Raw genomic sequence first — 25,168 nt, forward strand, 5'->3', positions numbered from 1 at the left:
GGCTCAGCCGACGGCCGGCGGGGTGAAGGTCTCCGCGGGACCGAAGTCCGAGTACCGCTCCTTCGTCACGACCGGTTTTCCGGCGACCACGGTCGACAGCTCGGCCCGGACCGTCCGGCCGAACCGGTCGATCCACACCTGGCAGTCGCCCGCGTCCACGCCCTGGTTCTGCCGTTCCACCCCGTAGCTCGGGTCCGCGCGGCGCAGCTCGGCCGGGGAGAGACTGGCGCTCAGGTGGAACACCGGCACCCCCGCCTCGGTCTCCATGCCCTCGCGAGCGGCGGGTCCGGCGTCCAACAGGGCCTTGGCGTAGCCGTCCTTGTCTTCCGCGCTGCTTCCGGCAGCCGCCGGGGACTTCTGGTCCTTCGACCACCGGGACTCGCCGTTCGCCTTGTCCCGCCGGTAGACGACCTGGTCGATGGTCACCGTCTCCTCCCAGGCCAGCACGTCGGACCCGCGGACCATTCGGGACTCCAGGCGGGAGCCCTCGGCCGGGGTGTTGTGGTTCGACCGGCCCGCGACGGTGGTCACCTCCTTGGCGTCGCCCTCGCCCGTCTCGACGGTCATCTCGAAGGTCGCGGCGTACGGCTCCCAGGAGCGGTGGGCGATCGCGGCCACGGGGTCGAAGGCGCCGCTCGCGTCGGCGGGCGCTCCGGTCGCCTCGGCGGGCGCAGCGGTGGTGCCGGCGGACGCTCCGGTCGTTCGGGCGGACGCTCCGGTCGTTCGGGCGGTCGACGGCGTGGAGCCGGCGGCGCACCCGGTCAGCGTCGACACGGCGGCCACCGCGAGGACCAGGGCGGTGGCGGGCAGGGCGGTGGTGCGACGGGACGTCATGAGAACTCTCCGGAGGGGCCGTTCCGACGTTTGCGGCCCGTCACGGTACCGCATCGTGATCGAACGGGTGTCCGCCCCGGTGGGTCGGGGCATCGGCCCCACCGAGCCGGGGCCGGAGCCGCCCGGCGCCCCCGATACACTCGCACAGTCCCATCCGGAGCAGGCACGAGGGAAACAGAACATGGTCGAGGCCTCCCCCAAGGTCGTTGTGGTCGTCCCCACGTACAACGAGCGGGAGAACCTCCCGGTCCTCGCGGGCATGCTCGCGGAGCTCCCGGTGCCCAACCTGCACCTGCTGGTGGTCGACGACAGCTCCCCCGACGGCACCGGCGAGGTCGCCGACAAGCTCGCCGCTGACTCCGGCGGAACCGTGGGCGTGCTGCACCGCACCGAGAAGGACGGCCTCGGCCGGGCCTACCTGGCCGGCATGGCGAGGGCCCTGGACGAGGGCGCCGACATCGTGGTGCAGATGGACGCCGACCTCTCCCACCCGGCCTCGGCGATACCCGCGATGGTCGAGACGCTGCTCGCCGACGACACCGCCGTGGTGCTGGGCTCCCGCTACGTGGACGGCGGTTCGACCGCCGAGGAGTGGCCCTGGCACCGCAAGGCGCTCTCCACCTGGGCGAACTTCTACGTCAACGCGATCCTCAGCCTCGGGGTGAAGGACGCCACCGCCGGTTTCAAGGCCTGGCGGGCCGGCACCCTGCGCTCCATCGACCTGCCGACCGTGCAGAGCAACGGCTACTCCTTCCAGGTCGAGATGAACTACCGGGTCGTCAGGCAGGGCATGACGATCCGCGAGGTGCCGATCCGCTTCGAGGAGCGGATCGAGGGCGCCTCCAAGATGAGCATGGGCGTGCAGGTCGAGTCCGCGCTGGCGCCCTGGAAGCTGCGCTTCAACCGCGAGGGCTGACGACGGTCCGATGCTGGCGTACGGGTGCCGAACGGCTCCGGAGGCGGTGTGAAGGGCGGCCGCGGGGAAAGAAGGGCGACATGGCCCTTCTCCCGGAGAGACTCACGGACCTGGTCCGCCGCAGCGCCCGAGAACCCTTCGTGGTCCAGACGATCCGGGCCACCGTCGCGGCCACCATCTCCTATGCCGTGGCGACGGCGCTGAGCAGCGAGCCCGCCCCATTGACGGCACCGCTGACCGCGCTGCTGGTCGTCCAGGTCACCGTCTACTCGACGCTCAAGACCAGCATCCGCCGGGTCAACTCGGTGGTGGTCGGGGTGCTGATCGCCATCGGGTTCAGCGCCGTGGTCGGGCTCTCCTGGTGGAGCCTCGGACTGATCATCCTGTCCTCGCTGGTCGTCGGCCGGTTCGTCCGGGTCGAGGAGTTCGTCCAGGAGGTCGCGATCAGCGCGATGCTGATCCTGGGCGTGACCAAGCTGGCCTCGCAGGCCTGGGACCGGGTACTGGAGACGCTCATCGGCGCCGCCGTCGGCCTGCTGTTCAACCTGCTGTTCGCGCCTCCGGTCTGGGTGGACACAGCCGGGGAGTCGATCGAGGACCTCGCCCGGCGGGCCCGCCAACTGCTGCTCGACATCTCCGAGGAGCTGGGCCGCCCCACCCCGGTGGCCCGGGCCGCCGAGCGGCTGCACGAGGCCCGCCGGCTGGACCAGGCGATCGCGGACGTGGACGCGGCGCTGCGCCAGGCCGAGGACAGCCTGCGGTTCAACCCGCGGATCAGCGAGGGGCTGCTGTCCCGGCTGGTGCTGCGCACCGGGCTGGACACCCTGGAGATCTGCGTGGTGGTGATCCGGGTGCTGGCCCGCTCGCTGACCGACCTGGCCAAGAAGCGCGGACCCGAGGAACGGCTCTTCCCGCCGGACGTCGCGGTGGCGCTGGAGGAACTGCTGGCGCACGTCGGCGACGCGATGGTGAGCTTCGCGGTGCTGGTGACCACCCAGGTGAGCCGGAACGCCGAGGAGGCGGAGGACCGGCTGACCGCCGAGCTGACGGCGGCCTGGGCCTGCCGGGAGAACGTCGCCCAGCTGCTGCTGCGCAAGGTCCAGGAGCACCCGGAGGCCTGGCAGCTGCACGGTTCGATGCTGGCCGAGGTGGACCGCATCCTGGACGAGCTGGACCTGGAGCACCGCAGTCGGCGGCTGATGGAGGAACTGGACCGGGCCTCGGTGGCGAACCGGGAGCGGTTCTCCCGCTACGCCTGGCTGCGCCGGGTGGTGCGCGGCGAGCGGGTCCGCGGCGGCCGGGCGTCCGTCCCGGCGGAGCGCCCGGCGGCGTAGGCCGGGCGCCGTTCGCCGGTTCCCGGAGCGGCGGCGGTCAGGGCTCGGGGGGTTCAGGGCTCAGGGGTTCATGGCTCAGGGGTTCAAGGTGTCAGCGAGGCAGGGGCTCAGCGAGGCGGGGGGTCAGGGCATCAGCCAGGGCTGCTGGGGCAGCGGGTGGCCGGTCTCCAGGTAGGTCTTGAGGTTGGCGAGCACCGCCGACCAGCCCCGTTCGGCGTCCGCCTGCTCGGCCTCGTCGGCGAGGTTCTCGTGGGTCACGGTGAGCCGGGTGAGGTCCTGCCAGCCCTGGAGCTCGAAGGTGACCCGGGAGGGCCAGCCGGCGCGCTGCTCCTGCGGCCCGGCCCAGGTGGTGACCAGCCGGTGCGGGCGGTCGACCGCCTCGACGGTGCCGATCACGTCGGCGACGCCGGAGTCGTCGGTCCGCTGGTGCTCCCAGGGCGCGCCGGGCAGCCAGGTGGAGACGTTGCGGTGGCCCCAGTAGAGGCCGGACTCGTCGGCGTTGGTCAGCGCGTGCCAGACCCGTTCGGGGGTGGCCCGCAGGTAGGTGACGCCGCGGTGGCTGAGGGCGGTCACGGCCTCAGCCCTCGGCCGCGTCGAGCAGCGGCTGGATCTCGATCTTCTGCATCCGCAGCATGGCCGCCATCACCCGGCCCGCCTTGTCCCGGTCCTCGTCGGCGATCAGGTCGAGCAGCACCCGCGGGGTGATCTGCCAGGAGAGGCCGTACCGGTCCTTCAGCCAGCCGCACGGGCCCTCCTGGCCGCCGTCGGCGGTGAGCCGGGCCCAGAGCTCGTCGACCTCCCGCTGGTCATCGCACTCGACCTGGAGCGAGATCGCCTCGGTGAAGCGGAACTCGGGGCCGCCGTTGAGGGCCGTGTACTCGCGGCCGGCGAGCTCGAACCCGACGGTCATCACCGAGCCTGCCGGGCCGGGGCCGGCCTCGCCGTAGCGGGTGATGCCGGTGATCCGGGAGTTCGGGAACAGCGTGGTGTAGAAGGCGGCGGCCTCTTCGGCCTGGTCGTCGAACCAGAGGAAGGTGGTGATTTTCTGCATGCGCCGACGGTAGCGGCGGGCCGCGACGGGGCGGCCGAGCCACGGCCGGGGGTCACCGGATCGGCGCCCCGGCCGACGCCGCGGTCGGCCGTACGGGACAGCTGCGGGGCTGTCCCGGGACAGTTGGCCGGACAACTGCGGTGGCTTCATTCGTCCGAAGGCCAGCGGCCACTGGGTGAACGGGCGGGTGACGGACGGGTGACGGGGCACCGGGCGTCACGGGACGTCCGCGGGCAGCCGCAGAGGGCCGCGACGGGTGAAACGTCGCGGCCCTCCGGGCGGGCGTGGTCTCGGGCTCGGGCTGCCGGCGGTCAGGCCAGGGCGAGGAACAGCTTCTCCAGCTCGGCCTCGCTCATCGGCGGCGCGTCCCCGTCGGCGGCGGCCATGCACTGGCGCATGCCGCTCGCGACGATCTTGAACCCCGCCCGGTCGAGGGCGCGCGAGACGGCGGCGAGCTGGGTGACCACGTCCTTGCAGTCCCGGCCCGCCTCGATCATCGCGATCACTCCGGCCAACTGGCCCTGGGCGCGACGCAGCCGGTTCAGGACCGCGCCGACCGCCTCCTCGTCCACCTGCATGTCGGGCCGCCTTTCACATCGACTGTCGATGGACAAGTGTACCCGGCGGGGTATTCATTCCCGGATCGCGGGAGTCGCCGCCCGGCACGGCCGTCCCGGCGGGGCCGGCTGGTCCGGCGGCAGCGCGGCGCGGCTCAGCGGCGGAGCTCAGCGGTGCGGCTCAGCGGCGGGCCAGGCGGCGCTCGCCGCCGGCGCCGGTCGCGTACGGCAGCTCGTAGTGCGCGAACACGGCGGGCTCGTCCTCGGCGGGCAGGACGTCGTCGGTGCCGATCGCCGGAGCCTGCTTGACCTGGTTGCGCGGGTACGCCACGCGGAGGTAGTCCGGTCCGGCCACGGCCCCGTCCAGCGGCACGAACGCCAGGCGGCGCCGACCGGCGAAACCGACCGTGACGGTGACGAAGAACGGCTCGTCAGTGGCCGTCTCCACGTAGACCGACTCCAACGAACCGATGCGGTGGCCCTTCTCGTCGACCACGGCGTGGCCGCGCCACTCGCGGATGTCTGCCATTGCGATGACCACGGACCCGACCTCCCGTCCCCGGCTGTTCCACTGCCCGAACTCCCATCCTGCGACGGGAGCGGCGGCGGCGCGCGGTGAGCCGCCGTCCTCCCCCACCCTACGAACAGGGACATATGGGGGTGACCCGACCAACCGGTACCGGGCCCGTGACCTGGGCTTTAGGCTGTCCGCCAGCAAGGGCGCGAGTGGATCAACCAGTGATTTCTGTGCGGAGGAGGCGGCAGCCGTGGGATACGAGGACATGTGGGAGTCCGGCGAGGCCGGGATCGCGGCCGACCTGCGGCCCGACGTGCCGCACCCGGCCCGGATGTACGACTACTACCTGGGCGGGAAGGACAACTTCCCCGCCGACCGCGCCGCCGCCGAGAAGGCGCTCGCCGCCAACCCGGAGTTCCGCTCCACCGCCCGCGCGAACCGCGGCTTCCTCACCCGGGCGGTGCGGTGCGTCGCCGACCTCGGCGTCGACCAGTTCCTCGACATCGGCACCGGCATACCGACCGTCGGCAACACCCATGAGATCGCCCAGACGGCCCGGCCGGGCGCGCGGGTGGTCTACGTGGACAACGACCCGATCGTGCTCAGCCACGCCCGCGCCCTGATGGCCGGATCCGGCCCGGGCCGCACCACCGTCATCCAGGCCGACCTGCGCGAGCCCGACGCCCTGCTGGACGCCGTCCGGGAGGTGGGGCTGCTCGACTTCTCCCGCCCGGTCGGACTCGTCCTCGCCGCCGTCCTCCACTTCCTGCGGGACGAGGACAAGCCCCACCAGGTCCTCGCCACCCTCCTGGACACCCTGCCCTCCGGCAGCCACCTCGTCCTCTCGCACGGGACCGCCGACTTCATCCCGGCCGAGATCCGCGACCGGGTCACCGGCGTCTACGACAAGGCGACCGCGCCCCTGGTCGGCCGCTCCCGCGAGGAGGTCCGGGCCTTCTTCGACGGCCTCGACCTCCTCGCCCCCGGCATCACCACCGTCCCCCTCTGGCGCCCCGACACCGCCCCGGGCTCCGGCGCCGACCGCGTCAGCATGTACGGCGCGGTGGCCCGCAAGCCCTGACGGCGGACGGCGTCGTCGCACGGGAATCCGGCCGACGGACTCTCCCTCGCGCCCCGTGTGGCCCGCGTGGTCCGCGTGGCCCGCTCGGTCTGTGTGGCCCGTGTGGCCCGTGTGGTCCAGACCACGTTGAGAGGATCGGACCGCTCGTGAAGGATGGGCGGTTCGAGCACGTCAGGACGGCGGCTCCGGGGGAGTCGCGTGATCGGGGAGGCCGTGTGATCATCGCCCGCGAGGTGGAGTTCGACCGCGACGAGGTGTTCGCGCTGTACGACGCGGTGGAGTGGGAGGGCTACACCAGCGATGTCGACAAGCTGCTGCGCGGCCTGGCCAACTCCCACCTGGTCGTGACCGCGCGCGACGAGTCGGGGGAACTGCTCGGCTTGGCCCGCACCGTCTCGGACGACGAGGCGGTCTGCTACGTCCAGGACGTACTGGTGCACCCGCGCCACCACCGGAAGGGCGTGGGGCGCGCGTTGATGGAGCACCTGATGGACCGCTACGCCCACTGCCGGTTCTTCCTGCTCTCCACCGACCACGAGTCCACCCCGGAGGGCGTGCGGAACCACGCCTTCTACCGCTCACTGGGCTTCCTCTCGTACGAGGAGAAGGAGATGTCCGCCTTCGGCCTCCCCCGTGTCCGGACGCCGCGTCCGGGAGCGGAGCGGCCCCAGGCCTGATCCGGCCCCGGCCCGGACCCATCCCGGGCGGCCCATCCCGGGCGGCTCGGAACGGGCGGCTCAGGCCGGGCGGCCGGGCGGGACCAATCCGGTCTGGTAGGCGATGGCGACGAGCTGGGCGCGGTCCCGCGCGTCGAGCTTGGACATCGCCCGGTGGACGTGGGTACGGACGGTGAAGGGGCTGACGAACATCCGCTCGGCGATCTCCTCGTTGGTGAGGCCGGTGGCGGCCATCGACATCACCTCGCGCTCGCGGGCGGTCAGGACCGAGAGCCGCTCGCTCGTGGGCGCGGCGGAGGCCCGCTCCGGCTGGGCCAGGAACTGGTCGATCACGGCCCGGGTCGCGGCGGGCGAGAGGAGTGCCTCGCCCGCCGCGACGGTGCGGACGGCGGCGAGCAGTTCCTTCGGGTCGGCACCCTTGCCGAGGAAGCCTCCGGCGCCCGCGCGCAGCGCCTGGGCCACGTACTCGTCTATCTCGAAGGTGGTGAGGATGAGCACCCGGGTGCCGGACAGCTCCTCGTCGCCGCAGATCTCGGCGGTGGCGCCGAGGCCGTCGACGCCGGGCATCCGGATGTCCATCAGCACGATGTCGGGTTTGGTGGCCCGGGCGAGCGCGACGGCCTCCCGGCCGTCGGCGGCCTCGCCGACCACCTCCATGTCCTCCTCCGCGTCGATCAGCAGGCGGAAGGCGCCGCGCAGCAGGGCCTGGTCGTCGGCGAGCAGTACCCGGATGGTCATGCGTGGTCCCTGTCCTCTCGAACGGCGCCGTCCGCTCGGGCGGCGCCGGCCTGTCCTTCGGCTGGTGTCGGGTGATCGGTACCGGCGGTCCGCACGGCCCGGGCGGCCCGGGCGACGTCGGCGGCGGTGAAGACTCCGGCGGCCTCCGGGCCGTCGTCGCGGGCGCCGGTGCGCAGCGGCAGTTCGGCGGTGACCAGGAAGCCGCCGTCGGGCCGCCGGTCGGCGCTGAGCCGGCCGCCGACCGCGCCGGCCCGTTCGCGCATGCCGATCAGTCCGAAGCCGCCCTCGCTCGGCGGGTGCTGGGGCAGGGGCACGGCGCGGGGGCGGCTGGTCGCGGTCGGGCGGCCGTTGGCGACGCTGACCGCGACCCGGCTGCCGCTGTAGGCCAGGGTGATCTCGGCGTCGGCGCCGTGGGCGTGCTTGGCCACGTTGGTCAGCGACTCCTGGACGATCCGGAAGGCGGTGAGGTCCACACCGGGCGACAGCGGGCGGGCCTCGCCGTTCACGGTGAGCCGGACCGGCAGGCCGGCCCGCTCGAAGGTGTTGATCAGCTCGGGCAGCCGGTCGAGGCCGGGGGTGGGTTCGAGGGGGGCGGGCTCCTCGGCGCGGCGCAGCAGGCCGACGGTGGCGCGCAGTTCCTGGAGGGCCGAGCCGGTGGCGTCGGTGATGTGGCTGAGCACCTCGCGGGCCTGGACGGGGTGGTTGTCCATGAGGTGGACGGCGATGCCGGCCTGGGCGTTGGCGAGGGCTATGTGGTGGGCCACCACGTCGTGCAGGTCGCGGGCGATCCTGATGCGCTCGTCGGCGACCCGGCGGCGGGCCTCCTCCTCGCGGGTGCGCTCGGCGCGTTCGGCGCGCTCCTCGATGGCCGCGAGGTGGGCGCGGCGGTTGCGGATGGAGTCGCCGAGGGCGCCGGGCAGCAGGGCCCAGGCCAGGACGCCGATCCGTTCGCCGACCGGGCCGCTGGGGCCGAACAGCAGGGCGATCCCGGTGAGGAGCACCGCGGTGAGGACCGAGGCGCGGAAGGCGGTGGCCCGGTCGGTGCGGACGGCGAGGAAGTAGAGCGCGAGCAGCAGCGGGGTGGCCAGCATCGGGGTGAGCCGGGGGCTGCTCCAGGCGAGCAGCATGGTGCAGAGCAGGGTGACGGCGACCACGGCGCGCGGCCAGCGGCGGTGGAAGAAGACGGTGAGGGCCGCGACGAGCGCGAGGGCGCAGGTCGTCGGGTCGGCCTTGACGAACTTCCCGGCGGCCTGGTCGGTGGTGGCGCCGAGGGCGGTGACCGTGATCAGGGCCACGCCTCCGGCCGCGTCGAGCAGCCGGGGGTGGTCGCGGCGCAGGCGCTGCCAGGTCTCGCTCATGGTCGTGCTCTCCGGTCGGGGGCGCTGGCCGCGCCCGTCGGCGGGCGGCTCCAGTTCGTGCCGCGCGGGCTCCGGCGGAGCCGTGGCGGGGCGCGTCGGGGGCCTCCGTACGGGCGGTGGCCCCCGACAGCAACGGTAACGGTTGGGCTCGAACCGCTGTCCGAGCCGAGAGGGCCCGGCCTGCCCCGGCGGTACCGCGGCAGGCCCGGGTGTCGTCCGGTGGCCCCGGGCGGTGCCGGGGCCAGGCCGGGACGGTGGCGGTCTAGACGGGGACCGACTCCCGGGCCGGGGCCGGCTCGGGCGCGGTGGTCGCCAGCTTGCTGCCCTCGACGTCCACGTCCGGTATCAGCCGGTCGAGCCAGCGCGGCAGCCACCATGCGCGGCGGCCGAGCAGGGCGAGGACGGCCGGGACGATGGTCATCCGGACGAGGAAGGCGTCGAAGGCGACGGCCGCGGCGAGGCCCAGGCCCATCATCTTGATCATCGGCTCGCTCATCCCGATGAAGCCCGCGAAGACGGCGATCATGATGAACGCGGCGGCGGTGACCACCCGGGCGTTGTGCCGGAAGCCGGTGACGATCGCCTCGCCGGGCTGCTCCCCGTGGACGTAGCCCTCGCGGATGCGGGTGACCAGGAAGACCTCGTAGTCCATGGCGAGGCCGAAGACCACACCGATCATGAAGATCGGCATCATGCTCATCACCGGACCGGTCTGCTCCACCCCGATCAGGTCGGCCAGCCAGCCCCACTGGAAGACCGCGACCACGGCGCCGAGCGCGGCGACCACCGAGAGCAGGAAGCCGAGGGCCGCCTTCAGCGGGACGAGGACGGAGCGGAAGACCACCATCAGCAGGATGACGGCGAGGCCGACGACCACGGCGAGGTAGGGCACCAGCGCGTCGGACATCTTCTGCGAGACGTCGATGTTCATCGCCGTGGTGCCGCTGACCAGGACCGTCGCCCCGGTGGCCGACTTCAGACCGGCCGCGTCGGCACGGATGGCGTGCACGATGTCCTTGGTCTCGGCCTCGCTCGGGCCGGTCGCCGGGACGGCGTTGAGCAGGGCGGTGTCACCCGCCTGGTTGAACATCGGCGGCGTCACCGCGACGACCCCGGGCAGCCCGGAGACCTTCTTGGCGACCTCGCCCGCGGCGGCCTTCGGGTCGGCGACGCCCTTGGCGTCCACCATGACCGTCAGCGGGCCGTTGAAGCCGGGGCCGAAGCCCTCGGAGAGCAGGTCGTAGGCGCGGCGCTGGGTGGTGGAGGTGGGCTTCGACTCGTCCCCCGGCAGGCCGAGCCGTAGGTCCAGCGCGGGGGCGGCGAGCACGCCGAGACCGATCACACCGCCGAGCAGCACCGCGAGCGGGCGGCGCAGGATGAAGCGGGCCCAGCGGGCACCGCCGTTCTCCTTCGCGGCCGGGGCCGCCGCGCCGCGGGCCCTGCGGACCTTGCGCGGGAGCACCTTGCGGCCGAGGAAGCCGAGCAGCGCGGGGACCAGGGTGAGGGCGACCAGCACGGCTATCACCACGGTGCCGGCGGCGGCCATGCCCATCTTGGCCAGGATCGGGATGCCGACCACGGAGAGGCCGGCGAGCGCGATCACGACGGTGAGGCCGGCGAAGACCACCGCGGACCCGGCGGTGCCGACGGCCCGGCCCGCCGCCTCCTCGGGCGTGCGGCCCTCGGCGAGCTCGGCGCGGTAACGGGAGACGATGAACACCGCGTAGTCGATGCCGACCGCGAGGCCGAGCATCATGGCGAGCGTGCCGGTGGTGGCGGAGAGCCCCAGGGTGCTGCCCAGCGCGGTGATCAGCGCCATGCCGAGGCCGACGCCGACGACCGCGGTGAGCAGCGGCAGGCCGGCCGCGACCAGCGAGCCGAAGGTGATCACCAGCACGACGGCGGACAGCGCCATGCCGATCGCCTCGCTGCTGCCGCCCGCCTCGGGCTTGGCCGTCAGGGCGGTGCCGCCGATCTCGACCTTGAGCCCGGCGTCCCGGCCGTGCTGGGCGGCCTGCTCCAGGGCGTCGGTGGCGCCCTCGGAGACCTCGCCCGCCTTGGCAAAGTAGCTGACCGTCGCGTACGCGGTGCTGCCGTCCGCGGAGACGGCCCCCGGCGTCCTGAACGGGTTCACCGCGGCGGTGACCTGCTCGGAGCCGGCGAGCTCGTCGACCGTCCGCTCGACCGCCTGCTGGTTGGGGGCGGCGGTGATCTTCTGGCCGGAGGGGGCGACGAACACCAGGCGCGCCGAGGCCCCGTCGGCGTGGCCGCCGGGGAAGCGCTCGTTCATCAGGTCGAAGGCCTTCTGCGCTTCCGTGCCGGGCATCGCGAAGCCGTCGTCGGGTGCGGCGGGCGCCTTGGCCGCCAGGACCCCGACGGCGGCCAGCACGGCGACCCAGAGGAAGGTCACCAGCCGGCGCCGGACGAAGGTCCATCGGCCCAGACGGTAGAGGAACGTGGCCACGGGAGAGCGGACTCCTTCGGATGCGGTCTCGGAAACGGGACGCGCCACGGCGGGCCTGACGTCCGGATGGACGCGGTCCGCCGCAGCATGGCCAATCCTTGATCGCCGACCCCTGCTCCGTCGTCGTCCCTGCGCAGGCCGTTTGCGTACTACGGACGCAGTAGTCCCCTCCCCCGTACGGAGGAGCGCACGCCCTGCGCCCGGAGCAGCGCCCCCACCTGCGGCGGAAGCAGTTCCGGTCACCCGTGCGGGCCGCGACGGCGGGCCGCGGACCGGTGGGCGAAGTAGCGTGATGTGACCTGACCCGTCCGCCGACGTGCGGTTCGGGAGGATCCCACCCGATCGGTGCTGCTTTCGCAGCCCGCCGCCGGAGGTGCCCCATGGGCGTTCCAGCCGCCCGCATCGTGTTCGACGAGAGCGACCGCGCGGCGGTCGCCGAAGCGGTGACCGAGATGCTCACCACCGGGGCGCTGACCCTCGGCCCGTGGACCGAGCGCTTCGAACAGGCCTTCGCCGCCGAGCACGGCGCCTCGTACGCCGTCGCGGTGAGCAGCGGCACGGCGGCGCTGGAGGTGATCCTGCGCTGCATCGACGTCCGGGGCCGCGACGTGGTCGTCCCCGCCGTCACCTTCTACGCGACCGCCGGAGCGGTGGTGCACGCGGGCGGGCGTCCGGTCTTCGCCGACGTCGACCCGGCCACCCTCGCGCTCTCCCCCGAGACCCTGGCGGCGGCGCTCACCCCGGACACCGCCGCGGTCGTCCTGGTGCACATCGGCGGGCTGGTCGGCCCGCGGGTCGACGAGCTGCGCGCGCTGTGCGACCGGCGCGGCGTCCCGCTGGTCGAGGACGCCGCGCACGCCCACGGCAGCAGCTTCGACGGGCGCGCCGCCGGGACCTTCGGCCTGGCCGGGGCCTTCTCCTTCTACCCGACCAAGGTCACCACCAGCGGCGAGGGCGGGATGATCCTCACCGAGTCGCCGGAGCTGCGCGACGAGGCCCGGATCCACCGCGACCAGGGCAAGGGCTCCTTCACCACCAACCACCACGTGAAGCTCGGCTACTCCTGGCGGATGAGCGAGCCGCACGCCGCGATCGGCGCGGTGCACCTGCGCCGGCTGAAGGAGTTCATCGAGACCCGCCGGGCCGTGGCCCGCCGCTACGACGCCGCGCTGGCCGGGCTGGACGGCCTCGACCCGGTGCTCGAACCGCCCGGCTGCCGCGGCAACTACTACAAGTACGTGGCGCTGCTGCCCGCCGGGGTGGACCGCGCGGAGTTCAAGCGGGCGGTGGCCGAGGAGCACGGGGTGCGGCTGTCCGGTGAGGTCTACGACCTGCCGCTGCACCTCCAGCCGGTCCTGGCCCCGTACCGGCGCGGGCCGCTGCCGGTGGCCGAGGACGTCTGCGCCCGGCAGGTCTGCCTGCCGGTGCACTCCGACATGACCGAGGACGAGACGGAGCAGGTGGTCGACGCCGTCTCCGCGGTGTACCGGCGACTGGCCGGATAGCCGGGCAGCCGGAGCGAAGGGAGCAAGATCGTGCGGATAGCCGTCACCGGGGGCTGCGGGTTCATCGGCTCACACGTCGTGGACCACCTGATCGCGGCCGGCCACGACGTCCTCGCGGTGGACACCACCGACAAGTACCTCAACCCGGACGCCGAGCACGCGCGGCTCGACGTCCTCGACCTCAAGGCCCTCACCGCGGCGCTGGCCGGCAGCGAGGTGGTCTACCACCTGGCGGCCATGGCCGACGTCGAGCAGGTTCGCGCGGACCCGGTCCGCGCGGTGCGGACCAACATCGACGGCACCGAGGCCGTGCTGGAGGCCGCCCGCCGCAGCGGCCTCAGCCGGACCGTGCTGGCGAGCACCGTCTGGGTGTACGGAGCCGCCCTCGCCGACGAGCAACTCGAAGGCGGGGAGCAGGAGTTGGACGAGCACGTGCCGATCGAGCTGGAGCACAGCGGCCACCTGTACGTGGCCACCAAGCTCGCCGCCGAGATGCTGGTGCACAGCTACCGCGAGCTCTACGGGCAGCACTTCACCATCCTGCGCTACGGCATCCCGTACGGGCCCCGGATGCGGGACGAGCTGGTCGTCGCCCGGTTCGTCCAGGCCGCGCTGGCCGGCCGGCCGATCACCATCGCCGGGGACGGCCGGCAGAGCCGCAACTTCGTCTACGTCGAGGACCTCGCCGACGCCCACGTCCGGGCCCTCTCCCCCGCCGCCGAGGACCAGACCTTCGCCCTGGAGGGCTCGACGGCGGTCTCGGTGCGGGACATCGCCGACACCGTGGACGGCCTGCTGGGGCCCGTCACCATCGAGCACATCGACGGGCGCAAGGCCGACTACGCGGGGCGGCGGATCTCCTCCGCGCAGGCCAAGCGGCTGCTGGGCTGGTCGCCGAGGACCAACTTCACGGACGGCGTGCGGCGCTACGCGGACTGGTACCGGGCCGCCGCCGGCCCGGCCGCCGGCGCCTGACGGAGCCGCCCGATGCCGCACGCCCTGCTGGTCTCCGGCTCGCTCGGTCAGGGCCACGACGTGATGGCGCAGGCCTGCGCGGACACCCTGCGGGAACGCGGCTGGACCACCCGCACCGTCGACGCCATGGCCCTGCTCGGGCAGCGCTCGGGCGCGGCCGGGGAGGCGGTGTTCCGCCGACTGCTCGACCTGCCCGGGGTGTACGACGCCTTCCACTTCTCGGCCCTGCGGCCGGGCACCCGGCTCGCGCTGCTCGCGGACGCGGCGGCGCGCAGCCGGCTGGTCCCGGCGCTGCGGCGGCTGGTCGAGGCGCAGCGGCCGCAGCTGGTGGTGTCGGTGTTCGCCACCGCGACCTCGGCGGTCGACCGGCTGCTGCGGCAGGCTCCGGTGCGGGAGTTCCGGCACTTCGTGTTCTGCACCGACGTGACGCCGCACCGGCTCTGGGTGCAGGAGCGGACGGACCTGTTCCTGGTCACCTCGGAGGTCGCCGCGTGCGCGGTGCGGCGGTACCGGCCGGACGCCGACATCGTCGTCGTGCCGGCACCGCTGCGGCAGCCGTTCTACACGCCGCCGGCGCGGGCCGCGGCGCGCGCCGAGCTGGGCGTGCCGGCCGGCGCCGCGTGCGTGCTGCTGATGTCGGGCTCCTGGGGGCTCGGCCCGCTCGCCCGCACCGCCGCCTCGCTGGCCGCCGCCGGGCCGCACGTGCTCGCCGTGGCGGGACGCAACCGGGAACTGGAGCGCCGGCTGCGGGCCGCCGCACGCCGGGAGCCCCGGCTGCACCCCTTCGGCTACACCGACCGCGTCCCCGCCCTGATGGCCGCCGCGGACCTGGTGGTCACCAGCTCGGGCGACACCTGCAGCGAGGCCCGGGCCCTGGGCCGGCGGCTGCTGCTCCTGGACGTGGTGCAGGGGCACGGGCGCGACAACCTCCAGCACGAACTGGAACTCGGCCACGCCGACGTCGCCACCGCCCACCCGGCCGAGGTGGTCCGCAACGCCCTGGCCGCACTCGGCCGCCCCGAGCCGGCGCCGAGCCCCGGCGCCACGCCTGAAGCGTGGCAGTCGGGGTTCGGGGCGGCGCTGCGGCGGGTCGGGCTGGGATAGCCGGGGCGGGCGGGGCCCGGGCGGCCGCGCCGGGGCGGGCGCCTCTGCTCGCCCGGCAGTTCTGACGGCGCGTCCGTCACATCCGACGGTTCCCGCCGGTCGGCGGGGGCACCCCGTGGTCGCGGAGTGCGCCGAGGGTGAGGTGGTGGGTGCGGCAGTGGGCGGCGATCAGGGGGAGGGCGGCGAGGGTGGCGCGCCAGGAGTCGGGGGCGGAGGTGCAGTCGGAGTCGTGCAGCAGGAGGGTGGCGCCGGCGGTGAGGCCCGGGCGGGCCGTCGCGTAGACGGACTCGCCGGTGGCCTCCGCCGTCCAGTCCCGGCCCCAGGCCGTCCACAGCACGCTGCGCAGGCCGAGACGGCGGGCGGCCAGGGCGGGGCCGGCGGTCAGCACGCCGTACGGCGGGCGGTACCAGAGCGGGCGCGCCCCGCAGAGTCCGGTCACCGCCTCAGTGGCGCGGCGCAGTTCGCGCAGGTCACGGACCGGGGCCGGGTACCACTGCGGCCGGTGGTGCCAGCCGTGCACGGCCACCTCGTGGCCGCGCAGCACCAGTTCGCGGCCGAGCGCGGGCGCGCGCTCCAGCATGGCGCCGAGCAGGAAGAAGGTGGCGCGGGCGCCGAGGCCGTCCAGCGCGTCGAGGACGTACGGGGTGCTGCGGGGGTCGGGGCCGTCGTCGAAGGTGAGGGCGACGTGGCCCGGCGCGGTGCCGTGGCCGGCGGTGCGGCGGGCCAGGGTGCGGCGCAGCGGCGGCAGCCGGACGGCGGCCGGGGCGAGGTGCAGGAACTCGACGCCGGCGGCGACGCCGAGCGCCGCGGCGGCGAGCGTCCCGGGGCGGCCGGCAGCGGTGCTCAACCTCGCGCTCACCCGAAGCGGGACGCCATCCGGCGGAACACGCCCGGGGCCATCCCGTGGATGCGGGCCGGGAAGCCGAGCCAGTTCGGGACGTAGAGCCGGTCGCGCTCGGTGGTGATGGTCGCGACCACGACGTCCGCCACCCGCTCCGCCGGGACGGGGCGCGGCCGCTCGCGCTGGTACGGCGTGCCGCGCCGGTCGAAGAACGGGGTGTCCACCGCCCCCGGCAGCACCAGGCGCACCCCCACCCCCGTGCCGCGCAGCTCGTACCAGAGGCTCTCCGCGAACATGGTCAGCCCGCCCTTGGTGGCGGCGTACCCCGCCTCGTCGCGCACGCCGACCTGGCCGGCCATCGAGCCGAGCAGCACGATCCGGCCGTGCCGGCGCTCCAGCATGCCGGGCAGCAGCAGGCGGACCAGGCGCAGCGGGGCGGCGAGGTTGACCTCGATCATCCGGTCCAGGGTATCGGAGGGCGTCCGCGCGTACGGGCCGCGCCAGCCCAGGCCGGCGCTCGCGATCAGGGCGTCGACCCGGCCGGTCCCGGCCAGCGCGGCCTCGGCGAGGCGGGACGGGCCGTCCGGCTTGCTCAGGTCCTCGGGCAGGGCGCGGCCGCCGGTGCGTTCGGCGAGGTCGTCGAGGCGGGCGCGGTCGGTGCCGGAGAGCAGGGTGTGCCACCCGGCGTCGGCCAGGCGGGTGGCGGTGGCGTGGCCGATCCCCGAGGAGGCGCCGGTGATCAGCACGACGGGGCGGCGGGTCGGGTCGGCCGGGCCGCCGGTATCCGCGGGGTCCACGGGACCGGCGGGGTCCGTGCCGTCCTTCGGGTCCGACCGCCGGGGTCGGGAGTGGGGCTCCTCCGCCATCGGGCACCTGCCGCTCTGTGACCGTGTCGCCGTCCGTTTTGTCCGGCAAGTCACCTTCGCACGGCGGAGCCGTCCGGGCTACCGGGGCGGGACGGCGGGCTCCGCCCCGGCGCCCCGGCGCGGGGCCGACAGCTCGGCGGACTCGCCCTCCAGCTCGCCGAACCGGGAGAGCACGAAGGTGCCGCCCACCGCCACCACGAAGCCGGTCAGTGCGCACCACTCGAAGCCGGGGCGCGCGGCGTCCCCGAGCGCCGTCACGCCGACCAGCGCCGGGCCGAAGGTCTCGGTCACCGTCCCAGCGGCGGTCGCCGCCGTCACCGTGCCGCGCTGCAGGGCCAGGGCGTAGGCGAGGTAGCCGCCGAGGCCGCCGACGGCGAGGGCGTAGGCCGCGGGGTCGGTGAGCACGGCGACCGGGCCGGAGGCGTCCAGGACCCGCACCGCCAGGCTGGTCACGCCGAAGCCGACCCCGGCCAGCAGCCCCAAGCCGGCCGCGGCCGCGCCGCCCTCGCGGCGCGCCAGGACCACGGTGGTCAGCAGCATCACGGCGGTGGCGGCGAGCAGCGCCCAGTGGAAGGCGGGCGCGGCGTGGTCGCGGCCCTCCCGGCCGGAGCCGAGCGCCAGCAGGGTCAGGCCGACGACCACGGCGAGGATGCCCGCGAGGTCGCTCCGGTGCAGCCGCGCACCCAGCAGCCGGACGGCGGCCAGGGCGGTGACGGCGAGGCTGGCGTTGGTGACGGCCTGGACGAGGAAGAGCGGGAGGGTGCGCAGGGCGACGATGCTCAGCACGAAGCCGACGATGTCCAGCACCGTGCCGAGGACGAACTGCCAGGACCGCACCAGCGCGGCCAGCAGGCCCGCCCGCACCCGGTCGGCGCGCGGGGCCGACCGCGCCCCGCGCGCCTGGAAGACCGCCCCGAAGCCGAAGCAGACGGTCGCGGCCAACGCGGTGGCGAGTCCCAGCAGCATGCCTCTCCCAGCCTCGCGGGGCAGCTTCGATCCACCACCAGTCTGTGCCCGGCCGAACCGGGGCGCACGGGTGGGACGAAGGGGGTGAGGGGTACCACCGGGACGACCCCGTCGGCCCGCGCCGCGCGGTGCGGGCCGACGGGGTGGTGGGAGGGTCCGGTCAGCCGAGGGCGCCCGCGAGCAGCGTGGCCGTCCGGGCGACCAGGGGCTCGTCCATCGGAGCAGCCTCGTCCGCCGGCTTGGTGGTCAGCACCGAGAGCAGGACGGGGGCGCCCGCCGGGGTCCAGGCGATGCCGACGTCGTTGGTGGTGCCGTGGCGGCCGGTGCCGGTCTTGTCGGCGAGGGCCCAGTCCGCCGGGAGGCCCTTGCGGAACCGGCGGGTACTGGTGGTGTTGGCCCGCAGCCAGGCCGCGAGCTGGTCCCGCTTGGCCGGCGGCAGGGCGTCACCGAGCGCGAGCCGGCCGTAGGTGAGGGCGATGGCGCGCGGGCTGGTGATGTCGGTGCGGCGGTCGGGCTCGGCGGTGTTGAGCTCGGGCTCCCAGCGGTCCAGGCGGGTGACGCGGTCGCCGATCGAGCGGGCGAACCGGGTGACGGCGGTCGGCCCGCCGAGCTCGCGGAGCAGCAGGTTGCCCGCGACGTTGTCGCTGTAGTCGATGGTGGCGGCGCACAGCTCGGCGACCGTCATGCCGTTCGCCAGGTTCACCTCCCGGCCCGTGATCGGCGCACCGCCCCCGCCCTCGACGCCGACGGTGCCGCCGGCCCGCGTGACGTCCTCGACGGTGTACCGGATCCGCTTGGCGAGGAACTCGCCGTCGCGGTCGAGGTCCCGCAGGACGGCGGCGGCGGCGACGGTCTTGAAGACCGAGCAGATCGGGAACAGCTCGTCCGCCCGGTACCGGACCGTCCGGCCGGTGGCCAGGTTGCGGCCGTAGACGCCGAGGCGGGCGGAGTGCTCCTGCTCCAGGGCGGCCAGGGCCCGGTGGAGGCCGTTGCCGGTGGCCGGGTCGTCGCCCGCCGGCGTCGCGAAGGCCGTTCCGCCGGTCGTCGCGAAGGCCGTTCCGCCGGTCGCGGCGGTGACGGCGACCGCCGCTCCGAGGCCCAGGCCGAGGACGGCGCGGCGGCTGTGGCGTACTTCCGAAGACTGCGGGTGCATGCATCCCCCTTGATCGACTGTCGCGGCGCGAGCCGCTTCTTGATCACCAGGACGCGGTGCGTGCACCGATGGTTCGTCAGCGGGCGTATCGCGGTTCGACGGATCACGGCCGGAGGGCCACCGCCGCGTAGGCCGAGGCCTCGCCGGGGGCGGCGGGGACCTCGCCGGGCGCGGGCCGCCACTGCGGGGTGGGGGCGAGGCCCGGGTCGAGCAGGGTCCAACCGTCGAAGAAGCGGGCGATCTCCGGCCGGGTGCGGGGCTGGACCTCGGTGCCGCCGGAGGCGTATATCCGGACCAGGTCGGCGATGTCCCGGGGTGCGAACTCGGGGGTGACGTGGGTCATCACCAGGGCGCTGCCGGGCGCGAGCGCCGACTTGAGGTGTTCGACCAGCTCGTACGCGCCGCGGGCGTCCGGGACGAAGTGCAGCAGGGCGTTGAGGGAGAGCGCGACGGGCCGGGTGAGGTCGATGGTGTCGCGCAGGCCGGGGGCGGCGAGCAGCCGGGCCGGGTCGGTGACGTCGGCCTCGACGTAGGCGGTGCGGCCCTCGGGGGTGCCGGTGAGCAGCGCCTGGGCGTGCGAGAGGACGATCGGGTCGTTGTCGGCGTAGACCACCCGGGCGCCGGGCCGGACGCTCTGGGCGATCTCGTGCAGGTTGGGCGAGGTGGGGATGCCGGTGCCGATGTCGAGGAACTGGTCGAAGCCGGCCTCGGCGAGCATCCGGGTCGAGCGGTGCATGAAGGACCGGTTGACCCGGGCGCCGGTGAGCAGCCAGGGCGCCACGGCGAGGGCGTGCCCGGCGGCCTCGCGGTCGGCGGCGAAGTTGGTGAAGCCGCCGAGGAAGTAGTCGTACATCCGGGCCGAGTGCGGCACGTTCAGCCGTAGGTCCACCCCGTCGTAGAGGCCCATCGCGTTCTCCCTCCGTTCCGCTCCTGATCGATCGCTTGCTGCCCAGGACGGGCGGGGGCCAACCGTGAACCGGTCACCCCGGGGGTAAGGACGAACATTCGAGACGCATGAGATGACAATCTGTATTCGGATTGCAGCCTGGAGTGACAGGCCTGATGGAATGAGGATGGGTACAGACAGCCCGACCCTCGGGTGGCCCGGTGCGCAGCCGACGGCCACGGAAAGCAGGATCGATGACGATCGACAGGTGTGCCCCGGCGCGTGGGCACCGGGGCGGGACGGCCGTGGCGTGCACCGCCGTGGAGCCGGCGTCGGAGCGGCCGGCCGGCCCGGAGTCCGGCCTCCGATCCGCGTTCGGCCTCCGCCTGGACCTCACCTATGCCGCCTTCTGCGAGACCCATGAACCCGCCTGGCACGCCCTCGCGTTGACCAGGATAGGAAAGCGGTCCGACGCGGCACTGGTGGTCGGGGCGGTGAAGTCCGACCTGGCCCGCTGCTGGCCGCAGGTGCTGCGCTTCGAGGAACCGGCCGCGTACGCCTGGCGGTTGGTCAACCGGCACGTCTCGGACTGGGTGGCCGCCGAGGAGCCGGTGGAGGTGGAGGCGGTCACCTTCGCGGCGGTGATCGGGGCGTTCAAGCAGGTGGCGAGCGGGCTGCTGCACAGCGAGGCGGACGAGGTCCGGCTGTACGCGGCGATCCTCGAACTGCCGGACCGCCAGCGGGACGTGGTCATCCTGCGGTACCTGCTCGGCCTGCACGTCAAGGTGATCGCGGCCTACCTGGGGCGGCCGGTGGCGACGGTGCACTCCAACCTCCGGCACGCCCGGGAGCGGCTGGCCCGCCGGCTCGGGGTGGGTGAACTCCCGGACGGCGGAGGCGATCTGTGACGGCGGGGCGGGAGGACGGCGCCCCGTCCGACGGCGGCCGCACGGCGTTCCGCGTACCGCGGCCCGAACGACCCCATGCCGAGCGGATCGCCGCCGTACGCCAGGCCCGGCTGACCGCCGCGCCCGCCCACCTGCCCTCGGAGCACCAGCAGGCCGCCTTCGAACTCGGCCTGGTGGTGGCCCTGGTGCTGGGCACGCCGGACGCCTCGCGCGGACTCGACCTGCTGGTGAACGCGCGCCGGATCGAGCCGGAGGGGGCCGAGGTGTTCGGCGCGCTGCTGTACGCCACCGGCAAGGAGGAGGGCGCCGAGTTCTGGTGGCGCTTCGCGGCCGGCTCGGGCAGCGGAACGGCCGCGTACTGCCTGCACCTGCATCACCTGATGCTCGGCGAGACCGACGACGCCGACTACTGGCGGGCCTGGTCGGAGCAGCTGGCGACGGCCGAACGCCCGCCCGGGCCAAGGGCGTTGCGGATGGACCGGCCGCTGCTGCCGGACAGCGTACGGCGGGACATCCTGTCCCGGGTGCACCGGGGGCTGGCCCCGCGGCTGCCACCGGCGCTGGTCGCGGTGGTCGACCGGCTGCCGGTGCAGGACGGCGACGAGGAGGAGGTGCCGAGCCCGTGGGGGCTCACCTCGGGGGCGACCTCCGCCTGCTCCTGGGAGGACCTTCGCCGCGGAGCGGCGGACGATCACGACGACCCGTGGGGGTGAGGGCCCCGCAGGCTGCCGTGATCATCCCTTCAGGTGAGCGCGGACAGCGCGGCGACGACGGCCGGGTCCCGTCCGCTCCCGGACTCGGTCCGTTCCCCCGCCGGGGTGGCGTGCCGGACGACGTAGTGGTGCGGTGCCATCGCGGTGTCGCGGCCGGGCAGGGCGGCGACCACCGCGCGGTGCGCTTCGACGGGGCCGAAGGCGGGGTCGGACGCCGCCACCTCGGCCACCAACCTCCCTTCCACCACGGACAGTCGGTGGTCCCCGAGGGCGGTGCGCAGGAGGTCGCGGACGGCCGCGAGGTCGATCCAGGAGTCGTCGATCAGCAGCCACTCGCCGTCCCGGCCGCCACCCGGCGGGCCGAGCACCGCAGGCAGGTCGGCGAGCAGCACCGGGCCTTCGGCCGCGGCGGCGAGCAGGGCCGGCAGCGCCCTGGCGAACATCTCGGCCTCCTCGGCGTCGAGCACCTGGGGGCAGGCGATCAGGACGAAGTCCAGGCTGCCGGTGATCCGCAGGACGGTGAACATCAGCCGCACCGGCAGCGGCGGGGCGGGCAGCACGGTGAGTTCGGGGTCGACGGCCGGGAGCGGCCTGGTGTCGGCGACGGTGGCCGGGACGGTCAGGCTCAGGTCGTTGACGACCACCTGGCGGCCGAACCGGGCTCCGCGCAGGTGGGCCGCGTCCTCGACCAGCTGCCAGACCTTCTCGGCGTCCAGGGTGCTGTGCCAGTAGGCGTTCAGCGAAGCGGACTTCGCCCGGCCGATCAGCTGGTCGAGGTCGGCCGCGCCGGTGTCGAGGAGGATCAGCGCGTCCTGCGCGAGGGTCCCGACGTGGTCGACCAGCGCGGCGCGCTGGCGGTTGGCGGAGAGCGCCGAGAGCACCAGTCCGCGCCGGCCTGCACGGTGGGCGACCAGCGCGGCGAAGGCGGCGAGCAGCACGACCGAGGGACTGGCGCCGGTGCGCCGGCAGACCGCGGCGAGATGGTCGGCGGCGGTGCGCGAGCGGACCAGCAGGGCGCCGTGGCCGCGGGGCGGGCCGGTGACCCGCGCGTCGGAGAAGACGGTCTGCGGGCCGGTGGTCAGGATGCGGGCCCAGTGCCGCAGCGCGGCGGCGGCCCTGCGGCGGCCTTGCGGGCTCTGCTCCGCGACGGCGATCTCCAGCGGGGTCGGCGCGGTGACCGGCGGCAGCACCTTCCCGGCGGCGAGGGCGTGCCAGTCCTCGATCAGCACCGCGGTGGCGGCGCCGTCGGCCCCCGCGTGGCAGACCACGGCGACCAGCCGCAGCAGCCGGTCACCGGCGGCGACCAGGGTGAACCGGACTCTCGGCGGCGCGTCGAGGGCCACCGGGACGGCGACGTCGACGCGACCCAACTCCTCGGCCAGGGCGTCCAGTTCTTCTTCCGAGCGGTCGCCGGCCTCGACCACGGCCACGGTGAACCGGCCGTCCCGGTGCACCACCTGTCGCTCCGGGAAGCCGTCCGCCCCCGGGCCAGCGGGGAAGGACGTCCGCAGCGACTCGTGCCGCTCGACCAGCAGGCGCAGGGCGGCCAGTCCGGCGGGGACCGAGGTGCCGTGGGGCACCGGCCAGACGGACTCCCGGTTGATCTGCTCGGGGGCGCTCGACCGGATGCAGCGGACCATGTTGTCCTGGCCGCGGGTGAGCGGGCCGGACCCGCCGCCCTCGGCGGCGAACCGGACGGTGACCCGCCGGGCGGTCCGCCGCGGGCCGCCCGGGGTCGCGGCGAGTGACGCCGGCTCGTGCGGGGCGGCGGCATCCGCCGTGGCGTCGGCGGCGGTGGCGTCGCATGGGGTGGCGTCGTGCGGTGTCACGTCGTACGCGCCTTTCGGCTCGCCCGGGAGGGCTCGGCGGGGGGGGTGATCAAGACGCTACCAGCGCCCTCGCGAACTGGTCCAGACCAACTACGGAAGCTTGGGCAGGGACTCAACTCGGTTTCCACGCAAGAGATTTGACATGCATCGGCGAATCCCCGAGGGCGGCGACGGCAGCCCGGAACGGCTCGGCGACGGGGACGTCGCAGAGCCGGGCCGGGCCGGTGCCGAGCCCACCCGGATCGGCCACCAGCACCGGCGACGGACCTGACACGGGCACGCCGAAGGACTGCGCGAGCCGCCCGCCGTACGCCTTGACGCAGGCCTCGCGGCGGCACCACAGCGCGGTGAACCGCTCCGCCCGCTCGGCCGGTTCGACGGGCTCGGCGACGAACCGCGCCTCCTCGGCGGGGAACCAGCGGGCGGCCATCCGCTCGGCCGTCCGGGGATCGTGGAGCCGCTCGACGTCGACGCCGACCGCCCGCCCCTCGGCGACGGCCAGCACCGCGAACGCCTCCGAGGCCGACCAGTTGACCCGCAGTCCCCCGCCCTCCGCCGGCTCGGGCTTGCCGTGCGACCCGTACCGCCAGGCCAGCTCGGCCGGGCGCACGCCGAGCCGGGCGGCGACCAGTTGCCGGACGGCGCCGCGCACCACGGTGAAGCGTTGGCGCGCTTCCCGGGCCATCCGCTCCGCCCGGGCGCGTTCGTCAGGCGCCAGCAGCCGCCACAACTCGGCGGCCACAGCGGATGGTTGACGCGTATCGATCAGCCAGAGGTCGACCGCCGTCACGGCAGGGTCAGCGTGCTGAGCACGCCGAGCCGCCGGTCGTACCCGGCCAGCAGTGCGGGCCGGCCGTCCGCCCGCCAGCGCGGCAGGTGGTCGGCCAGCTCCGCCCAGAGTCCGGTGAACGGCTGGGCCGGCGCCGGTTCCCCCGCCTCGAAGCCGGGGCCGAGCAGCAGCGCCGCCTCGGGCCCGAGCTCCTCGGCCTCGGCCCGGACCGTCTCCGCCGGGGAGGTCGCCCCCCGGGTCTGCCGGACGACCAGACCGTCGCCGGGAGCCTCCTCGCAGACCAGCACCACCACCGCGTGCCGTTGCGGCAAGGGCACCGGCCCGGGTGGTTCGTAGTGCAGGGCGGTCTGCTCGGCGAGCACCACCACGGCCCGGCGGCAGCCGCCGGTGCGCTGGTGGCCGGCGGCCAGCCGCAGGGCTGTGAAGGCCGCCGCGCCGCCCTGGTCGCAGACCGCGAAGGCGAGCGGGCTCCCAGGTACGGACCGGCTGAGCGCCAGCGAGGACGGCGCGCCGGGCCGTACGTCCGGGGTGTCGAAGGCGAGGACTAGCAGGTCCGCCGGCTCGTCCTCGGCGAGCGCGTCGCGCAGCGGTCCGGCGGCCAGTTCCTCGTAGGAGTGGCCGACGCCCTCGCCCAGCAGGTCCTCGCGCAGCGGCAGACCGTAGGGGCGGACCAGGTCGGACACGAAGACCCGCAGGTCCGGGTCGAGCGAGGTCTCCGAACGGCCGTCGGAGCGGCGGGCCAGCGCCCGGGTGATCCGCAGGCCGGTGGGGCCGGGGGCCACCCGGTCAGTCCTCGGGGATGACGTGCCCGGCGACGTAGTCGGCCAGCCTGGTGACCGACCGCAGGTCGTCCTCGGTGATCTGCTCGACGTCGACCTGGATGTCGAGCGTCTCCTCCAGCTCCAGGATCAGCTCGATGGTGCCGGCCGAGGTGAGCCCGAGGTCGTCGAACAGGCAGGCGTCCTGCGGGATCTCGGGCAGTTCGCGCTTGAGCACGCGCGGCAGGAGCTCGCCGATGCCGTGCAGGACGCGCTCGCGCAGTTCGGGGTCAGTGGTCTGGACCACGGCTTCTGACATGGGTGTCCCGTCCCGTCGTACGTGGGAT

26 protein-coding genes are annotated in these 25,168 nt (G+C 74.6%); 9 read left to right on the forward strand and 17 right to left on the reverse strand.

What is annotated here, in order from left to right; all coding sequences use genetic code 11:
• Positions 1 to 3: 3 nt before the first annotated feature.
• On the reverse strand, positions 4 to 834 hold the full coding sequence (locus ACIQI7_RS02285; protein ID WP_401104022.1) for a hypothetical protein: 831 nt from the start codon (positions 832 to 834) through the stop codon (positions 4 to 6).
• 181 nt (positions 835 to 1,015) lie between these two features.
• Here ACIQI7_RS02285 and ACIQI7_RS02290 point away from each other — a divergent pair, with 181 nt between their 5' ends.
• Both ACIQI7_RS02290 and ACIQI7_RS02295 read left to right on the forward strand, forming a co-directional pair.
• The gene (locus tag ACIQI7_RS02290; RefSeq protein WP_401104024.1) at positions 1,016 to 1,750 is read left to right on the forward strand and encodes a polyprenol monophosphomannose synthase; all 735 of its coding nucleotides are present in this window, start codon (positions 1,016 to 1,018) and stop codon (positions 1,748 to 1,750) included.
• An 80-nt stretch (positions 1,751 to 1,830) separates the two neighbouring features.
• A complete protein-coding gene (locus ACIQI7_RS02295) occupies positions 1,831 to 3,084 on the forward strand; it encodes an aromatic acid exporter family protein (protein WP_401104025.1) in 1,254 nt (417 codons plus the stop codon).
• Between the two features lie 123 nt (positions 3,085 to 3,207).
• Here ACIQI7_RS02295 and ACIQI7_RS02300 read toward each other — a convergent pair whose 3' ends face one another.
• The 4 genes from ACIQI7_RS02300 to ACIQI7_RS02315 form a co-directional block, all read right to left on the reverse strand.
• On the reverse strand, positions 3,208 to 3,657 hold the full coding sequence (locus ACIQI7_RS02300) for an SRPBCC domain-containing protein (RefSeq protein WP_401104028.1): 450 nt from the start codon (positions 3,655 to 3,657) through the stop codon (positions 3,208 to 3,210).
• 4 nt (positions 3,658 to 3,661) lie between these two features.
• Positions 3,662 to 4,135, reverse strand: coding sequence for a VOC family protein (locus tag ACIQI7_RS02305; RefSeq protein ID WP_401104030.1), 474 nt, complete (start codon positions 4,133 to 4,135; stop codon positions 3,662 to 3,664).
• Positions 4,136 to 4,446: 311 nt separating this feature from the next.
• Positions 4,447 to 4,713 carry a metal-sensitive transcriptional regulator gene (locus ACIQI7_RS02310; protein ID WP_380573425.1) on the reverse strand — a complete coding sequence of 89 codons (267 nt, stop codon included), beginning with the start codon at positions 4,711 to 4,713 and terminating at the stop codon, positions 4,447 to 4,449.
• Positions 4,714 to 4,873: 160 nt separating this feature from the next.
• Positions 4,874 to 5,221: a PRC-barrel domain-containing protein gene (locus ACIQI7_RS02315; RefSeq protein ID WP_387753328.1), complete on the reverse strand. Its 348-nt coding sequence runs from the start codon at positions 5,219 to 5,221 to the stop codon at positions 4,874 to 4,876.
• A gap of 253 nt (positions 5,222 to 5,474) precedes the next feature.
• On the opposite strand from ACIQI7_RS02315, the gene ACIQI7_RS02320 reads away from it, so the two are divergent.
• Together ACIQI7_RS02320 and ACIQI7_RS02325 are read left to right on the forward strand one after the other, a co-directional pair.
• A complete protein-coding gene (locus tag ACIQI7_RS02320; protein WP_401104552.1) occupies positions 5,475 to 6,290 on the forward strand; it encodes an SAM-dependent methyltransferase in 816 nt (271 codons plus the stop codon).
• 215 nt (positions 6,291 to 6,505) lie between these two features.
• Entirely contained in the window at positions 6,506 to 6,967 is a 462-nt protein-coding gene (locus tag ACIQI7_RS02325; protein WP_401104035.1) for a GNAT family N-acetyltransferase, read from the forward strand.
• A 60-nt stretch (positions 6,968 to 7,027) separates the two neighbouring features.
• Here the strand turns inward: ACIQI7_RS02325 and ACIQI7_RS02330 are convergent, their stop codons facing one another.
• The 3 genes from ACIQI7_RS02330 to ACIQI7_RS02340 all read right to left on the reverse strand — a co-directional run bounded on the left by ACIQI7_RS02330 (position 7,028) and on the right by ACIQI7_RS02340 (position 11,527).
• On the reverse strand, positions 7,028 to 7,705 hold the full coding sequence (locus tag ACIQI7_RS02330; RefSeq protein WP_401104038.1) for a response regulator: 678 nt from the start codon (positions 7,703 to 7,705) through the stop codon (positions 7,028 to 7,030).
• Positions 7,702 to 9,063 (reverse strand): sensor histidine kinase, encoded by a 1,362-nt coding sequence (locus ACIQI7_RS02335; RefSeq protein ID WP_401104040.1) that lies wholly within the window; start codon positions 9,061 to 9,063, stop codon positions 7,702 to 7,704. The genes ACIQI7_RS02330 and ACIQI7_RS02335 overlap by 4 nt, the downstream gene beginning before the upstream one ends.
• A gap of 262 nt (positions 9,064 to 9,325) precedes the next feature.
• On the reverse strand, positions 9,326 to 11,527 hold the full coding sequence (locus tag ACIQI7_RS02340; RefSeq protein ID WP_401104042.1) for an MMPL family transporter: 2,202 nt from the start codon (positions 11,525 to 11,527) through the stop codon (positions 9,326 to 9,328).
• Positions 11,528 to 11,907: 380 nt separating this feature from the next.
• Here ACIQI7_RS02340 and ACIQI7_RS02345 point away from each other — a divergent pair, with 380 nt between their 5' ends.
• Genes ACIQI7_RS02345 through ACIQI7_RS02355 form a run of 3 tightly spaced genes read left to right on the forward strand, consistent with a single transcriptional unit; the run spans position 11,908 to position 15,111 of the window.
• Positions 11,908 to 13,032, forward strand: a complete 1,125-nt coding sequence (locus tag ACIQI7_RS02345) for a DegT/DnrJ/EryC1/StrS family aminotransferase (RefSeq protein WP_401104045.1) — start codon at positions 11,908 to 11,910, stop codon at positions 13,030 to 13,032.
• A gap of 30 nt (positions 13,033 to 13,062) precedes the next feature.
• Positions 13,063 to 14,007: an NAD-dependent epimerase/dehydratase family protein gene (locus ACIQI7_RS02350; protein ID WP_401104047.1), complete on the forward strand. Its 945-nt coding sequence runs from the start codon at positions 13,063 to 13,065 to the stop codon at positions 14,005 to 14,007.
• Between the two features lie 12 nt (positions 14,008 to 14,019).
• On the forward strand, positions 14,020 to 15,111 hold the full coding sequence (locus ACIQI7_RS02355) for a hypothetical protein (RefSeq protein WP_401104050.1): 1,092 nt from the start codon (positions 14,020 to 14,022) through the stop codon (positions 15,109 to 15,111).
• A gap of 76 nt (positions 15,112 to 15,187) precedes the next feature.
• Here ACIQI7_RS02355 and ACIQI7_RS02360 read toward each other — a convergent pair whose 3' ends face one another.
• The 5 genes from ACIQI7_RS02360 to ACIQI7_RS02380 form a co-directional block, all read right to left on the reverse strand.
• A complete protein-coding gene (locus ACIQI7_RS02360) occupies positions 15,188 to 15,958 on the reverse strand; it encodes a polysaccharide deacetylase family protein (RefSeq protein WP_401104053.1) in 771 nt (256 codons plus the stop codon).
• Between the two features lie 8 nt (positions 15,959 to 15,966).
• Positions 15,967 to 16,749 carry an SDR family NAD(P)-dependent oxidoreductase gene (locus ACIQI7_RS02365; protein ID WP_401104056.1) on the reverse strand — a complete coding sequence of 261 codons (783 nt, stop codon included), beginning with the start codon at positions 16,747 to 16,749 and terminating at the stop codon, positions 15,967 to 15,969.
• Positions 16,750 to 16,896: 147 nt separating this feature from the next.
• Positions 16,897 to 17,784 (reverse strand): DMT family transporter, encoded by an 888-nt coding sequence (locus ACIQI7_RS02370; RefSeq protein ID WP_401104059.1) that lies wholly within the window; start codon positions 17,782 to 17,784, stop codon positions 16,897 to 16,899.
• Positions 17,785 to 17,944: 160 nt separating this feature from the next.
• Positions 17,945 to 18,937, reverse strand: a complete 993-nt coding sequence (gene bla, locus ACIQI7_RS02375) for a class A beta-lactamase (RefSeq protein WP_401104062.1) — start codon at positions 18,935 to 18,937, stop codon at positions 17,945 to 17,947.
• Between the two features lie 103 nt (positions 18,938 to 19,040).
• Positions 19,041 to 19,844, reverse strand: a complete 804-nt coding sequence (locus ACIQI7_RS02380; RefSeq protein ID WP_401104065.1) for an SAM-dependent methyltransferase — start codon at positions 19,842 to 19,844, stop codon at positions 19,041 to 19,043.
• A 299-nt stretch (positions 19,845 to 20,143) separates the two neighbouring features.
• Between ACIQI7_RS02380 and ACIQI7_RS02385 the strand changes: the two genes are divergently transcribed.
• Positions 20,144 to 20,731: an RNA polymerase sigma factor gene (locus ACIQI7_RS02385; protein ID WP_401104067.1), complete on the forward strand. Its 588-nt coding sequence runs from the start codon at positions 20,144 to 20,146 to the stop codon at positions 20,729 to 20,731.
• On the forward strand, positions 20,728 to 21,444 hold the full coding sequence (locus tag ACIQI7_RS02390; protein ID WP_401104069.1) for a hypothetical protein: 717 nt from the start codon (positions 20,728 to 20,730) through the stop codon (positions 21,442 to 21,444). The genes ACIQI7_RS02385 and ACIQI7_RS02390 overlap by 4 nt, the downstream gene beginning before the upstream one ends.
• Before the next feature lie 29 nt (positions 21,445 to 21,473).
• Here ACIQI7_RS02390 and ACIQI7_RS02395 read toward each other — a convergent pair whose 3' ends face one another.
• The 4 genes from ACIQI7_RS02395 to ACIQI7_RS02410 all read right to left on the reverse strand — a co-directional run bounded on the left by ACIQI7_RS02395 (position 21,474) and on the right by ACIQI7_RS02410 (position 25,140).
• Positions 21,474 to 23,273 (reverse strand): condensation domain-containing protein, encoded by a 1,800-nt coding sequence (locus ACIQI7_RS02395; RefSeq protein WP_401104072.1) that lies wholly within the window; start codon positions 23,271 to 23,273, stop codon positions 21,474 to 21,476.
• A 112-nt stretch (positions 23,274 to 23,385) separates the two neighbouring features.
• Positions 23,386 to 24,015: a 4'-phosphopantetheinyl transferase family protein gene (locus tag ACIQI7_RS02400; protein ID WP_401104075.1), complete on the reverse strand. Its 630-nt coding sequence runs from the start codon at positions 24,013 to 24,015 to the stop codon at positions 23,386 to 23,388.
• A 44-nt stretch (positions 24,016 to 24,059) separates the two neighbouring features.
• A complete protein-coding gene (locus ACIQI7_RS02405; RefSeq protein ID WP_401104078.1) occupies positions 24,060 to 24,845 on the reverse strand; it encodes a hypothetical protein in 786 nt (261 codons plus the stop codon).
• 4 nt (positions 24,846 to 24,849) lie between these two features.
• Positions 24,850 to 25,140, reverse strand: a complete 291-nt coding sequence (locus tag ACIQI7_RS02410) for a phosphopantetheine-binding protein (protein WP_387753373.1) — start codon at positions 25,138 to 25,140, stop codon at positions 24,850 to 24,852.
• Positions 25,141 to 25,168 lie beyond the last annotated feature (28 nt).

It is taken from the genome of Kitasatospora sp. NPDC092039 (genome assembly GCF_044756065.1).
GTDB lineage: Bacteria > Actinomycetota > Actinomycetes > Streptomycetales > Streptomycetaceae > Kitasatospora.

What these genes read in the sequence shown, in the direction of transcription:
- ACIQI7_RS02290 (WP_401104024.1), top strand. Translation starts at nt 1,016, where the DNA reads ATGGTCGAGGCCTCCCCCAAGGTCGTTGTGGTCGTCCCCACGTACAAC.
- ACIQI7_RS02315 (WP_387753328.1), bottom strand. Translation starts at nt 5,221, where the DNA reads ATGGCAGACATCCGCGAGTGGCGCGGCCACGCCGTGGTCGACGAGAAG.
- ACIQI7_RS02410 (WP_387753373.1), bottom strand. Translation starts at nt 25,140, where the DNA reads ATGTCAGAAGCCGTGGTCCAGACCACTGACCCCGAACTGCGCGAGCGC.
- ACIQI7_RS02295 (WP_401104025.1), top strand. Translation starts at nt 1,831, where the DNA reads ATGGCCCTTCTCCCGGAGAGACTCACGGACCTGGTCCGCCGCAGCGCC.
- bla (WP_401104062.1), bottom strand. Translation starts at nt 18,937, where the DNA reads ATGCACCCGCAGTCTTCGGAAGTACGCCACAGCCGCCGCGCCGTCCTC.
- ACIQI7_RS02320 (WP_401104552.1), top strand. Translation starts at nt 5,475, where the DNA reads ATGTGGGAGTCCGGCGAGGCCGGGATCGCGGCCGACCTGCGGCCCGAC.
- ACIQI7_RS02330 (WP_401104038.1), bottom strand. Translation starts at nt 7,705, where the DNA reads ATGACCATCCGGGTACTGCTCGCCGACGACCAGGCCCTGCTGCGCGGC.
- ACIQI7_RS02305 (WP_401104030.1), bottom strand. Translation starts at nt 4,135, where the DNA reads ATGCAGAAAATCACCACCTTCCTCTGGTTCGACGACCAGGCCGAAGAG.
- ACIQI7_RS02285 (WP_401104022.1), bottom strand. Translation starts at nt 834, where the DNA reads ATGACGTCCCGTCGCACCACCGCCCTGCCCGCCACCGCCCTGGTCCTC.
- ACIQI7_RS02335 (WP_401104040.1), bottom strand. Translation starts at nt 9,063, where the DNA reads ATGAGCGAGACCTGGCAGCGCCTGCGCCGCGACCACCCCCGGCTGCTC.
- ACIQI7_RS02370 (WP_401104059.1), bottom strand. Translation starts at nt 17,784, where the DNA reads ATGCTGCTGGGACTCGCCACCGCGTTGGCCGCGACCGTCTGCTTCGGC.
- ACIQI7_RS02380 (WP_401104065.1), bottom strand. Translation starts at nt 19,844, where the DNA reads ATGGGCCTCTACGACGGGGTGGACCTACGGCTGAACGTGCCGCACTCG.
- ACIQI7_RS02355 (WP_401104050.1), top strand. Translation starts at nt 14,020, where the DNA reads ATGCCGCACGCCCTGCTGGTCTCCGGCTCGCTCGGTCAGGGCCACGAC.
- ACIQI7_RS02310 (WP_380573425.1), bottom strand. Translation starts at nt 4,713, where the DNA reads ATGCAGGTGGACGAGGAGGCGGTCGGCGCGGTCCTGAACCGGCTGCGT.
- ACIQI7_RS02345 (WP_401104045.1), top strand. Translation starts at nt 11,908, where the DNA reads ATGGGCGTTCCAGCCGCCCGCATCGTGTTCGACGAGAGCGACCGCGCG.